This is a genomic window from Pseudomonas koreensis (assembly GCF_024169245.1).
Classification (GTDB): domain Bacteria; phylum Pseudomonadota; class Gammaproteobacteria; order Pseudomonadales; family Pseudomonadaceae; genus Aquipseudomonas; species Aquipseudomonas koreensis_F.
On sequence record NZ_JALJWP010000001.1, the window covers coordinates 3,192,169 to 3,204,359 of the forward strand.

A 12,191-nucleotide genomic window follows, 5' to 3' on the forward strand; every position below is an offset into this window, starting at 1 on the left:
TGGGCCTTTTTCCTACTTCGTTTGAGCCGTTTTCGCTACGTTTTAGAGATGCTTGGAAAATGCGGCAGTATCCGTTAAAGCCGAATGATGTTCAACACGTCGCCCGACAGGCTGACCTGGACGCCCGAGCCCCACATCGGATCGCGACGCAAATCCTCGGAGACCTTGTAATGACCGGCGATGGAGATCAGTTCAGCGCTCAATTGCTGACAGAAAATCCGTGCCTTGGTGTCACCTTTGACGCCGGCCAGTGCACGGCCGCGCATCGGGCCGTATACATGGATGTTGCCATCGGCGAGAAGTTCCGCCCCCGGACTGACCGAGGAGACCACGATCAGATCGCCACCCTGGGCGTATATCTGTTGGCCACCACGTACTGGCGTAGTGATCACGCGGGTCGGTTTGACTGTCGGCTCAGGCGGTTTTTCCGGCTTCTTTTTGACTTCGGCTTCCGGCGTTTCCAATGGGCGTTCGCGAGCACCGGAGGGCGGCAGCACGGGGATGTCGATGGCGATGGCGGCGGCGATGTCTTCGATGCGGCTGGCGCGGATGGCCAGGGTACGCAGACCGTGCTGACGGCAGACGCGCATCAGCCCCGGCAGGTCGACGGCGCCCTGGTTCGGCGGCAGTTTGTCCAGCGCCAGAACCAGCGGTGCATTGCTGAAGAAATTCGGCGCCTGGGCGACTTTGGCGGCCAATTGCCGATCGAGGCTTTCGAGGTCGTTACGGGCCAGTTCCAGCACGGTGATGGCCAGCATGCTGCCCTTGAGCTGGAATACGGGATCTTGGTCTAACGGGTCGGTTTGGCTCATGTCGGCATACAACGGCTTGTCACTAAAAGTGCCGAGACTTATAACGAGAACGCCCGCGAGCCGCAAGCCGCGTCGAACGATGTAGAATGCGCGGCCACTGTATTTACGGAAGCTTTAATGGATCGCCCGCGTTTTCGAAAAGCATATCTTGCTCCGCGCTTCTGGCCGCTCTGGTGCGGCCTGGGGCTTTTGTGGCTGATCGTGCAGTTGCCGTATCCGGCGCTGCTGACCATCGGTCGAGTTTTGGGCGCGTTGATGTATCGCGTCGCCAGTGACCGGCGGACCATCGCCCGGCGCAATCTGGAATTGTGCTTCCCGGAAAAGTCCGCCGCCGAGCGCAAACGCCTGCTCAAGGAAAACTTCGCCTCCACCGGCATTGCCTTTTTCGAAATGGCGATGAGCTGGTGGTGGTCCCGCGAGCGACTGGCGAAACTGGCTCATGTCGAAGGCCTGGAGCATTTGCAAAAGGCCCAGCGCGAAGGCAAAGGCGTGATTCTGATGGCTGCGCATTTCACCACCCTGGAAATCGGCGCGGCCCTGCTTGGCCAGCAGCACACCATCGACGGCATGTACCGCGAGCACAAAAATCCGTTGTTCGACTTCGTCCAGCGTCGTGGCCGCGAGCGGCACAACCTCGATTCGCTGGCCGTGGAGCGCGACGACGTACGCGGCATGCTCAAGCTGCTGCGCTCGGGCCGGGCGATCTGGTACGCGCCGGATCAGGACTACGGCGCCAAGCAAAGCGTCTTCGTGCCGCTGTTCGGCATTCAGGCCGCAACGGTTACCGCGACGACCAAGTTTGCTCGCCTGGGCAAAGCACTGGTGGTGCCGTTCACTCAAGAACGTCTGGCTGACGGCAGCGGTTATCGCCTGGTGATTCATCCGCCGCTGGAGGATTTCCCCGGCGAGAGCGAAGAGGCTGATTGCATCCGCATCAATCAATGGGTCGAGAGCGCATTGCGCGCGTGCCCCGAGCAGTATCTGTGGGCGCATCGGCGCTTCAAGAGTCGCCCGCCGGGCGAGCCGAAGCTTTACCCCAAGCGTCGTTGATTCACCCGTCCTGACAAGCACCCTGGAGTGTTGCGATGAGTCCTGCTGAACCGGTCACAGGTTTGATTCTTTCCGGCGGCGGGGCTCGGGCGGCGTATCAGGTCGGAGTGCTGGCGGCGATCGCCGAGTTGCTTCCAGAGGGCGCGGACAATCCGTTTCCGGTGATCGTCGGCACCTCGGCCGGGGCGATCAATGCGGTCAGCCTGGCCAGTGGCGCCACGGATTTTCGCGCCGCCATCGAACGCCTGACCCAGTTCTGGCAAGGCTTTCGCAGCCACCGCGTATTGCGCAGCGACTGGCCTGGAGTGATTCATCAGGCCAGCCGTTTCGTCAGCCACAGCCTGCTCGGTCTCGGTCGGCAGATGCCGGTGGCGCTGCTCAACAGTTCGCCGCTGCGCGAACTGCTCGAGGAAAAACTGCACCTGCCCGGCATCGCCGAATCCATCGCACGCAAGCAATTACAGGCGGTGGCGGTGACCGCGTTCGGCTACGAGTCGGGGCAAGCCGTGACGTTCTATCAGGGTGGCGGGACCATCGACGCCTGGCTGCGGCATCGCCGCATTGGCGTGCCGACGCAACTGTCGGTCGATCACCTGTTGGCCAGTTCGGCGATTCCGCTGTTGTTCGCGCCGGTGAAAATCGCTGAGGAATATTTCGGCGATGGCGCGGTGCGCCAGTCGGCGCCGATCAGTCCGGCGCTGCATCTGGGTGCCAGTCGCGTGCTGGTGGTGGGCGTCAGCGGCAACCCGCGCGGCGTCGATCCGCAGCAGCCGCTGGAGCGCGCCTACAGCGGCCAGCAACCGACGCTGGCGCAGATCGGCGGGCACATGCTCAACAGCACGTTCATTGACAGCCTTGAGAGCGACATCGAGTTGTTACAACGGCTCAATCAGTTCAGTCATTTGCTCCCGGACGGTACGCCGACCCGGGCTTTGGGTGTGGCGCCGGTGGAGGTGCTGGTGATTGCGCCGAGTCAGCCGATCGATGAAATCGCGGCGCGGCATCGCCAGGAATTGCCGGCGGCGTTGCGCCTGTTTCTGCGCGGGCCGGGGGCGACGAAGACGAGCGGGGCGGGGGTGCTCAGTTATCTGTTGTTCGAGGCGGGCTATTGCAGCGAGTTGATTGAGTTGGGGCGGCGGGATGCGCTGGCCAAGCGCGAGGAGCTGTGCCGGTTTTTACGGATATCCGAAGCGGTGGCTCCCGCCTGAAATCTGCGGTGAGGCCTTCGCGAGCAGGCTCGCTCCCACATTGGAACGCGGTCAAATGTGGGAGCGAGCCTGCTCGCGAAGCTTTTATGATCAGAAGTGGAACTTCACCAGGAAGCTCGTGGTGCTCTGGTCGGTCTTGAAGTACTGGCTGTCCTTGATCCCGTACTTGTCCGACCAATAGTCGTATTCGACACCGACATACAACTGCTTCTCGCCGAAATTCAGCGCCTTGCCCAAGTCGTATTTGACTTGCGGGTTGAAGTGCAGGTTGGCGTGGTAGTCGCCCTTGGAGTTGGAGTCGTTGTCGACCACCCAGTCCATGAAGCCATCGATCAGGATGTCCGACTTGCCGACCGGGATGGTGTAGGACCACACCGGGGTGATCTGCCAGACATTGTCACCGGCGCGTGCGCCCTGGGTGTGACGCTGATAGAAGTTCAGCTGGAAGTAGTCGAAGCCCGGGATCGCCAGGTCGAAACCCGGACCGATCAGGTACGCCTCGGTATCGCCTTCACCGAATTCGTAGGTCATGGCGACGAGGACGTCTTTGATCGGGCCGAACTCGATCTTCTGGTCGAGCACCTTGCCCAGCGAGATGCGTGGGCTGAACTCACCGTAGTAGGTATTCGGACCGTTGCTGAAGTCCTTGCCACCGTTGTAGAAGATCTTGTCGAAGAAGAAGAAATTATCCCCGTACGTCCACGCATCGGCGTGTTCGAAAGTCACGGTCTGCTGAATGCGCGGGTTGACCTGGAAGTCCTTGCCATACAGGTAGGTCAGGCTGTTGTTCTGCCACTGCAGCAGGTCTTCGGCCATCGCCTGGCCGCCGGCGAACATCGATCCGGCCAGCATCAGGCTGGTGCACATGCGTTTCATTCGGTTGCTCCCAAAGTAGGTGTTGCACATTATTTTTTTAAGTTCGGCGCTCTGGTGTGGCGCCTTTTTTTCGTTGCTGAAAAAGTCATCCGATCGGTCAGCTTCATTGCTGTTAGCAAGAGCTGCGCCAAGGCTTTTCGAAAAACAAAAAAACGCCGTTCGGCTGCTGAAAAACAGTCGATCGAGCGTGTTTTCGGGGGCCTCAGAACTGACCAGGGCCGGGATAAGTTGGCTTTTCGGTCAGAAATTAAATCCGGGCTTTTTTTTAGACCGGATTCGGAAGGCCGCGGAGAATACTGACTCCTTGGCCAACGCTCAAGTGCCCCGCAACAGAGCACCGACGACAGGCATGGCGCACGGTTGCGGGCCATCTCAGAAGTGCACCTTCAGCAGCAGGCTGGCGGTGTTCTGGTTGGTGTCGAACGAGTGGCTGTTCTCGATGCCGTACTTGTTCTTCCAGTAGCTGTACTCGGTGCCGACGTACAGCTGTTTCTGGCTCCAGCCCAAGGCTTTGCCGAGGTCATATTTGATCTGCGGGTTGATGTGCAGGTTGGCGTGGTAGGTGCCGCGGGAGTTCTCGTCGTTGTCGACGACCCAGTCGAGGTAGCCGTCGATCAGCACATCGGAACTGCCCAGCGGGAAGCTCCAGGACCACGCGGGGGTAATCTGCCAGACGCCATCGCCGGGGCGCGCGCCTTCGGTGTGGCGGCGGAAAATGTTCAGCGTGACGTAGTTGAAACCGGGCACTTTCAGGTCGAAGCCGGGGCCGATCAGGTAGGCCTCGCTTTCCCCTTCGCCGTACTCGTAGGTCATCGCCAGCAGCACGTCCTTGATCGGGCCGAACTCGAGCTTGCGGTCGAGGATCTTGCCGAAGGACAGGCGCGGGGTGAACTCGCCGTAGAAGGTGTGCGGGCCCTTGTTCGCATCTTCCTTGCCGTTGTAGAAGATCTTGTCGACGAACAGAAAGTTGTCGCCGTACTTCCACTTGTCGGCGTGCTCGAAAGTGACTGTCTGCTGGTACGACGGGTTGATCGCGAAGTTCTTGCCGTACAGGTAACTGAGGCTGTTGCTCTGCCACAGCAGCAGGTCGCCGGCCATGGCCTGACTGGCAGCCAGCAGGCCGCTACCCAACACAACGCTGGTTTGCGTGCGGATCATCTGTTGCTCCCTCTTGTTTTTATTTTCAAGGCACAGAGTTGCGATCCCTTTGTAGGAGTGAGCCTGCTCGCGATAGCGGGATTACATTCAACAAATCAGTTGACTGAAAAGACGCAATCGCGAGCAGGCTCACTCCTACAGGGGGAATGGGTGAGGCTGTCAGTGAGCATGGCAATCGTTGATCGCCGCACGCTCCTTGCCGCCGAGGATGTTGAACAGCAGGTTCAGGGTCAGCGCGCTGAGGGTGGCCATGGCGATGCCGCTGTGGGTGATCGGGCTCATCCACATCGGCAGGTGGGCAAAAAATTCCGGACGCACGACGGGGATCAGGCCCATGCCAATGCTCACCGCAACCAGCAACTGATTGCGCCGGTCACCGATGTCGGCCTCTTGCAGGATCTTGATGCCAGTGGCGGCGACCATGCCGAACATCGCAATTGCTGCGCCGCCGAGCACCGCCGGTGGAATCGACGCCACCAGAAACGCCGCTTTCGGCAGCAGGCTCAAGACGATCAGCAAGCCGCCGGCGACGATGGTCACCGAACGGCAGCGCACGCCGGTCATCTGCACCAGGCCGATGTTCTGCGCGAACGAGGAGTGGGTGAAGGTGTTGAAGAAGCCGGCGAAGAACGACGCGCCGGCGTCGCACAGCAAGCCGCGACGGAGCATGCGCGGGCAGACTTCCTGGCCGGTGATCTTGCCCAGTGCGAGGAACATCCCGGTGGACTCGACGAAGATGATCACCACCACCAGACACATCGACAGAATCGGTGCCAGCTCGAACTTGGGCATGCCGAAATGCAGTGGGGTGACGAATTGAATCCACGGCGCGCTCGCCATGCCGCTGAGGTCGACCATGCCGATCACGCCGCACAATACGTAGCCCAGGCACATGCCGATCAGCACGGAAATGTTGACCCAGAATCCGCGCATGAAGCGGTGGACCAAAAGGATGGTGGCCAACACCAGCGCAGCGATGGCCAGATAAATCGGCGAACCGAATTGTGCGGCGTCGACACCGCCACCGGCCCAGTTCACGGCGACGGGGAACAGCGATAAACCGATCGAGGTGATGACCGTGCCGGTCACCAGCGGCGGGAAGAAACGCACGACCTTGGACATGAACGGCGCGATCAGCATGCCGAAGAAGCCGGCAGCGATCGTCGCACCGAAGATCCCTTGCAGACCGATGCCGGGCATGCCGGCCATGGCGACCATACTGCCGACCGCGGCGAAACTGGCGCCCATCATCACCGGCATGCGAATGCCCATCGGGCCGATGCCGAGCGACTGCACGATGGTGGCGATGCCGGCGACCAGCAGGTCGGCGTTGATCAGGAAGGCGATTTCTTCGCGACTCAGGCCAGCGGCCTGTCCGATGATCAGCGGCACCGCGATGGCACCGCCGTACATCAGCAGAACATGTTGCAGACCGACCAGGATCAGTTGCAAAAGGGGCAAACGCTGAATGGCGGGTGCGTCGGGGATGCGCGCTTTGGACAGCTCGGACATGCAACACCTCGGATCTTTTTTATTCTTGTGATTAACAGCTGCCGGGTTGCTTGCAGCTGTTTCTGTGCATCAGGTAAACCGCGTTAAGGCGATTCGCGAGCAGGCTCGCTCCCACAGGAAATGCGCGATCTCTGTGGGAGCGAGCATGCTCGCGAAGCTTTGTTGCTTAGTTGGTCTGCGCTCCCTGGGCGATCCAGGCACCGATCAGGTCACGTTCCTGCTGGGTCATCTGGGTAATGTTGCCCAGTGGCATGATCTGCGTGGTGATGGCTTGCGCCTGAATGCGCGCGGCGTTCTGGCGGATCTGCTCGGGGGTGTCGAACATCACACCGGCCGGGGCTGCGCTGAACAACGGGCTGGTTGGCTTGGACGAATGGCACACCGTGCAACGCTCTTGAATCACGTTGTGCACTTTGTCGAAACCGGGGCCGGCATTCGAGGCTTGCGCCGGTGCTGTTGCAGGAGCTGCGGGTGCCTCAGGTTGCGCCGCTTCGGCCGGTTTCGCGCCACCGCCCAGTGCCGTTTCCGGCAGCGGTTGGTATTCGATTTTGGCTGGCGCCTTGGCCACTTCAGGTGCGCTCGACATCGGCGCCGGGCCAGTGACATAGGCCAGGCAGATCATGCCCACCGCTGCCACCGGCAGGGTCCAGGCAAACTTGTGGCTGTCGTGACGGGTGTTGAAGTAGTGACGCACCAACACTGCCAGCACCGCGATCCCGGCCAGGATCAGCCAGTTGTACTGGCTGCCATAGGTGCTCGGGAAGTGGTTGCTGATCATGATGAACAGCACCGGCAGGGTGAAGTAGTTGTTGTGCCGCGAACGCAGCAGACCCTTGGCCGGCAGTGCCGGATCCGGCGTGCGGTTCTCGGCAATCGCCGCGACCAATGCACGCTGCGCCGGCATGATGATGCGGAACACGTTGCCGACCATGATGGTGCCGATGATCGCGCCGACATGCAGGTACGCACCACGACCGCTGAACACTTTGCTGAAGCCATAGGCGGCGGCAATGATCAGGACGAACAGGATGAAGCCGAGCAGGGCGGGTTTCTTGCCCAGGGCCGAATCGCAGAGGAAGTCGTAGACGAACCAGCCGACGATCAGCGAGCCGATACCGATGGCCACGCCTTCAGGACCGCTGAGGCCGCTGCCGGGTGCGACGAGGTAGAGTACGGGGTTGGAGTAGAACACCACGCACAGCAGCGCGATCCCCGACATCCAGGTGAAGTAGGCTTCCCACTTGAACCAGTGCAGGTTGTCCGGCATGGACGGCGGGGCCAGTTTGTATTTTTCCAGGTGGTAGATGCCGCCGCCGTGGATCGCCCACAGATCACCGGCCAGACCGGTTTTCGGGTTGACGCGGTTGAGGTTGTTCTCCAGCCAGACGAAGTAGAACGACGCGCCGATCCAGGCCACGCCAGTGATCATGTGAACCCAGCGCACGCTCAGGTTCAGCCATTCCAACAGATGTGCTTCCACAGTCTTTACCTCTCGCCTGTCACTCTTGTTGTCGAGTGATCAGACCTTCTCTTATTGGTGGGGGGCGAGGATCAACCGCTCATCCTCTTTGAAAAAATGCTCATCGCAGTTATTGCCTGTGCCACTGCGATCAACCACCAGGAAGTCATCCCGCTTTTCGATCGTCAGCACCGGGTGGTGCCAGACGCCGCGATGGTAATTGATGCCCTGCCTGCCGTTGGTGACGAAGGCGCGGACCAAGCCTGATACAGGTGCATCGCCAACGGGCGCGACCACGATCAGAAAGGGGTTGCCGAGCAGCGGAATGAAAGCCTGGCTGCCCAGCGGATGGCGTTCCAGCATGCAAACGGTCAGCGGCATGTCCTGCGCATCCGCGCGGAAAATGCTGATGATTGCGTTGTCCTCAGGCGTCGCGGTTTCGACCGTCGCCAGTTTGTGGAAGCGCATGGTCGAACCGTTGTTGATCATGAAGTGATCGCTGCCGTCGGTTTCGATGACGTCACCGAAAGGGGCGAAGGCTTCTTTGGTCAGCGGTTCAATCGTCAGTGTGCGCATGCTGTTCTTCTTTTCGTTGAGTGATCGTTCCCACGCTCTGCGTGGGAATGCAGCCCGTGACGCTCCGCGTCACATCCAAAGCGGACGCAGAGCGTCCAGTGATGCATTCCCACGCAGAGCGTGGGAACGATCATTGCAGTGTTATTTAGCGACCTTGCCGAGTACACGCAGGCGACTCACACCACCATCCGGGAACACGTTCAGGCGAATGTGGGTGATCGGGCCCAGCGCTTTGATCTGCTCGACGAAGGTGTGTTCGGCGTGCATTTCCAGCTTCTGGCTTGGCAGCAGTTCGCGCCAGAACAGCGACTGGGTTTCGATCTGGCTGTCGGTGCCGCCCTTGACGAACGCGCCCTGGATCGAGCAGGTGTCCGGGTAGTTGCCTTTGAAGTGCAGGGTGTCGACGACGATTTTCTCGATTTCGCCCGGATGACCCAGGGCGACGATCACCCAGTCATTGCCCGGCGTGCGACGACGCGCGGTTTCCCAGCCGTCGCCCATGTTGATGCCACGACCCGGGTTGAGGATGTTGCTCATGCGGCCGAAGTGTTCGTCGGAGCAGGCGAGGGCGCGGCCACCATTGAGGGCTGCGGCGAGATCGACTTGCTCGTTGTCACCCACGGCCGACCAGTCGCGGAACGGAATGCCGTACACGCGCAGACGCGCGACGCCGCCGTCCGGGTAGATGTTGAAGCGCAGGTGGCTGAAGGCCTGGTCGTTGCTGATTTCGTGGTAGTGGTGGCTGTTGCCTTGCAGCTCGACGGCCGACAGCACTTCGGTCCACTGAGTGTTCTCATCCGGCTCGCCCGACGCCAGGAAGCACGCTTCCAGCGAGGCCGATGGCGGGTAGTTGCCGGTGAAGAATGAAGTGTCGATGTCCACGCCTTTGATCGAGCCCGGTACGCCCAGACGGATCACCGCGCTGTCGTAACCTTCGAAGCGCTTGCGGCGCGACTCCCAGCCGTCCATCCACTTGCCGTTGTCATCGAACACGCCCTCCTTCCATACGGCCGGGGTCGGCTGAAACAGACGATTGGCGTCTGCGAACCAGTCATCGGTGACCGAAATGATCTTGGTGCCCAGACGGGCGTCGGCCAGGTTGACGTATTTTTCGAAAGGTACGGCGTAAGCTTTCATTCTTCTTGTCTGCCTTTGATAAGTTGGCTGGGGATGCTTGCAGGGCCCTGGGAAACACAAGCGTTCTAGAGATTTCTCGGGCCAGGCTCGCTAAAGGGTCAGTAAACGGAACAGGGCAATCTTGTTGATCTCCGCCAGCGCGCATTTGAACTCGGCTTCCACCGAATTGTTGATGCGCGTTTCGAACGCCGCGAGGATCTGATGCCGGTTGCTGCCTTTTACCGCCATGATGAAGGGAAACTTGAACTTGGCTTTGTAGGCGTCGTTCAGCTCGGTGAAGCGCTGGAACTCTTCGGCCGTGCATTGGTGAATCCCCGCGCCCGACTGTTCTTCAGTACTGGCCGCGGTAAGCTGGCCCTGGACGGCGGCTTTGCCGGCCAGGTCCGGGTGAGCGTTGATCAGCGCCAGCTGGCTGGCATGATCGGCGCTCAACAGGATGTCGCTCATGCGCTGGTGCAGGGTTTCGATCTCGTCGATCGACGCGTCCGCACCGAGGTCGTAGGCCTTTTCGGCCACCCATGGCGAATGTTCGTAGATGTCGGCGAAGGCTTTGACGAAAGCGTCGCGGCTCAGTGTCGACGGTTGCAGGGTTTGAAAGCGGCTCATTTTGCAGTCCCTTGGTACGGGTGGGTTTGCTGCCAGTGGCGTGCGATGTCGACGCGACGGCTGAACCACACCTGTTCATGACTTTTGGCGTATTCGATAAAGCGCTTGAGCGAAGCGAGGCGACCGGGGCGGCCGATCAGGCGGCAGTGCAGACCGATCGAGAGCATTTTCGGCGCTTCGGCACCTTCGGCGTAGAGCACGTCGAACGCGTCTTTGAGGTATTCGAAAAAATCGTCACCCTTGTTGAAACCCTGCACTTGGGTGAAGCGCATGTCGTTGGTGTCGAGGGTGTACGGGATCACCAGATGCGGCTTGCCGGTCGGGTTGTTCGGTTCCCAGTAGGGGAGGTCGTCGTCGTAGGTATCGCAGTCGTAGAGGAAACCGCCTTCTTCCATCACCAGGCGACGGGTGTTCGGCCCGGTGCGGCCGGTGTACCAGCCCAGCGGACGTTCACCGGTCAGTTCGGTGAGGATGCGGATCGCTTCGAGCATGTGCTCGCGTTCCTGCGCTTCGTCCATGTACTGGTAGTCGATCCAGCGGTAGCCGTGGCTGCAGATTTCATGGCCGGCCTCGACCATCGCACGGATCACGTCGGGGTGACGCTGGGCGGCCATGGCCACGGCGAAGATGGTCAGCGGAATGTCGAATTCCTTGAACAGTTTCAGAATGCGCCAGACGCCGGCACGGCTGCCATACTCGTAAAGCGATTCCATGCTCATGTTGCGCGCGCCTTGCAGCGGCTGAGCAGCGACCATTTCAGACAGAAAGGCTTCGGACTCCTTGTCGCCGTGCAGAATATTGCGCTCGCCGCCTTCTTCGTAATTGAGCACGAAGGACAGCGCGATCCGGGCATTGCCCGGCCAGTGTGGGTGAGGAGGGTTACTGCCGTAACCGATCAGGTCGCGTGGGTAGTCAGCGCTCACTGCAGTCTTCCTTCTTGTACGTTGACAGATTGGTGTGGCGGCCTGGCAGGCTGGCGTCACAGCGATGGGCTGATTGTATACAACTTTATTTACATTTTGTAAGCCTGAATTTTCGCATTTTTCATCGGCCGTCATCTTTTGCTGCTAATGGTTCAAGCCTGCAAGAAACCTGCCTGACCAGTCAGCTAATGAATAGAAGGTTCAATGATCAGGCGCTTTGCCTGCGAACTGGCGATAAACACCCGGATGGCGGGGGTGAAGCGAAAAATGTCGTTTTTATTGTGTACAATTTTTTTAAAAAGTGTCTTAATCAGTCGCTCGCCGCAGTGTTTCGTGCTCCGAAACGGTGCGGTCTCCTTTCAACTGACTTCGGGAGGCGCGAAGTCTGACTGCTTGTTGCGGCCAGGCGCGCAGAATCAATGGGACGTTTGACAACACACGTTTTGGACGCTGCACACGGTTGCCCGGGCAGCTCGATCAAGGTCGAGCTGTACCGCGTTGAAGGTTCGCAACTGGAATTGGTCGCCAGTGCGACAACCAACAGCGATGGCCGGGTCGATGCGCCGTTGCTGCAGGGTGACGATTACCGCAGCGGCGTTTATCAGGTGCAGTTCCATGCCGGCGATTACTACCGCGCACGTGGCGTGCAACTGCCCGAGCCGGCGTTTCTCGATGTGGTGGTGCTGCGTTTCGGCATCTGCGCCGAGCAGGAGCACTACCACGTGCCCCTGCTGATTTCGCCTTACAGCTATTCCACGTACCGGGGCAGCTGACCCCCAAGCAGCTGCCCCCACCGGGAAGCGACTGCGCATATAGCTTCTTTGGTCTTTCGCCCGCTCACACTGCGGGCTTTTTTATTGCCTCAAGATGCCCT

General features: G+C 60.1%; 12 protein-coding genes. 3 read left to right on the forward strand and 9 right to left on the reverse strand.

The window, feature by feature from the left end; genetic code table 11:
• Positions 1 to 74 precede the first annotated feature (74 nt).
• A complete protein-coding gene (minC, locus tag J2Y90_RS14365) occupies positions 75 to 812 on the reverse strand; it encodes a septum site-determining protein MinC (protein WP_253500572.1) in 738 nt (245 codons plus the stop codon).
• 117 nt (positions 813 to 929) lie between these two features.
• Between minC and J2Y90_RS14370 the strand changes: the two genes are divergently transcribed.
• The gene (locus J2Y90_RS14370; RefSeq protein WP_016773752.1) at positions 930 to 1,862 is read left to right on the forward strand and encodes a lipid A biosynthesis lauroyl acyltransferase; all 933 of its coding nucleotides are present in this window, start codon (positions 930 to 932) and stop codon (positions 1,860 to 1,862) included.
• Between the two features lie 35 nt (positions 1,863 to 1,897).
• On the forward strand, positions 1,898 to 3,070 hold the full coding sequence (locus tag J2Y90_RS14375; RefSeq protein ID WP_253500573.1) for a patatin-like phospholipase family protein: 1,173 nt from the start codon (positions 1,898 to 1,900) through the stop codon (positions 3,068 to 3,070).
• 90 nt (positions 3,071 to 3,160) lie between these two features.
• On the opposite strand, the gene J2Y90_RS14380 is transcribed toward J2Y90_RS14375, so the two are convergent.
• From J2Y90_RS14380 to puuE, 8 genes are all read right to left on the reverse strand, one after another.
• On the reverse strand, positions 3,161 to 3,946 hold the full coding sequence (locus J2Y90_RS14380; RefSeq protein WP_253500574.1) for an outer membrane protein OmpK: 786 nt from the start codon (positions 3,944 to 3,946) through the stop codon (positions 3,161 to 3,163).
• A gap of 372 nt (positions 3,947 to 4,318) precedes the next feature.
• Positions 4,319 to 5,104, reverse strand: coding sequence for an outer membrane protein OmpK (locus J2Y90_RS14385; RefSeq protein ID WP_253500575.1), 786 nt, complete (start codon positions 5,102 to 5,104; stop codon positions 4,319 to 4,321).
• Between the two features lie 159 nt (positions 5,105 to 5,263).
• Positions 5,264 to 6,616, reverse strand: coding sequence for a nucleobase:cation symporter-2 family protein (locus tag J2Y90_RS14390; RefSeq protein WP_042608508.1), 1,353 nt, complete (start codon positions 6,614 to 6,616; stop codon positions 5,264 to 5,266).
• A 166-nt stretch (positions 6,617 to 6,782) separates the two neighbouring features.
• Entirely contained in the window at positions 6,783 to 8,096 is a 1,314-nt protein-coding gene (locus tag J2Y90_RS14395; RefSeq protein ID WP_253500576.1) for a urate hydroxylase PuuD, read from the reverse strand.
• A gap of 51 nt (positions 8,097 to 8,147) precedes the next feature.
• Positions 8,148 to 8,651, reverse strand: coding sequence for an ureidoglycolate lyase (locus J2Y90_RS14400; protein WP_039763801.1), 504 nt, complete (start codon positions 8,649 to 8,651; stop codon positions 8,148 to 8,150).
• A 141-nt stretch (positions 8,652 to 8,792) separates the two neighbouring features.
• Positions 8,793 to 9,788, reverse strand: coding sequence for an allantoicase (gene alc / locus J2Y90_RS14405; RefSeq protein ID WP_042608506.1), 996 nt, complete (start codon positions 9,786 to 9,788; stop codon positions 8,793 to 8,795).
• 90 nt (positions 9,789 to 9,878) lie between these two features.
• Positions 9,879 to 10,394 carry a 2-oxo-4-hydroxy-4-carboxy-5-ureidoimidazoline decarboxylase gene (uraD, locus tag J2Y90_RS14410; protein ID WP_253500577.1) on the reverse strand — a complete coding sequence of 172 codons (516 nt, stop codon included), beginning with the start codon at positions 10,392 to 10,394 and terminating at the stop codon, positions 9,879 to 9,881.
• Positions 10,391 to 11,317 carry an allantoinase PuuE gene (gene puuE, locus J2Y90_RS14415; RefSeq protein ID WP_042608504.1) on the reverse strand — a complete coding sequence of 309 codons (927 nt, stop codon included), beginning with the start codon at positions 11,315 to 11,317 and terminating at the stop codon, positions 10,391 to 10,393. Before puuE ends, uraD begins: the two co-directional genes overlap by 4 nt.
• A 419-nt stretch (positions 11,318 to 11,736) precedes the next feature.
• Here puuE and uraH point away from each other — a divergent pair, with 419 nt between their 5' ends.
• Positions 11,737 to 12,090, forward strand: a complete 354-nt coding sequence (gene uraH, locus J2Y90_RS14420) for a hydroxyisourate hydrolase (protein ID WP_253500578.1) — start codon at positions 11,737 to 11,739, stop codon at positions 12,088 to 12,090.
• Positions 12,091 to 12,191 lie beyond the last annotated feature (101 nt).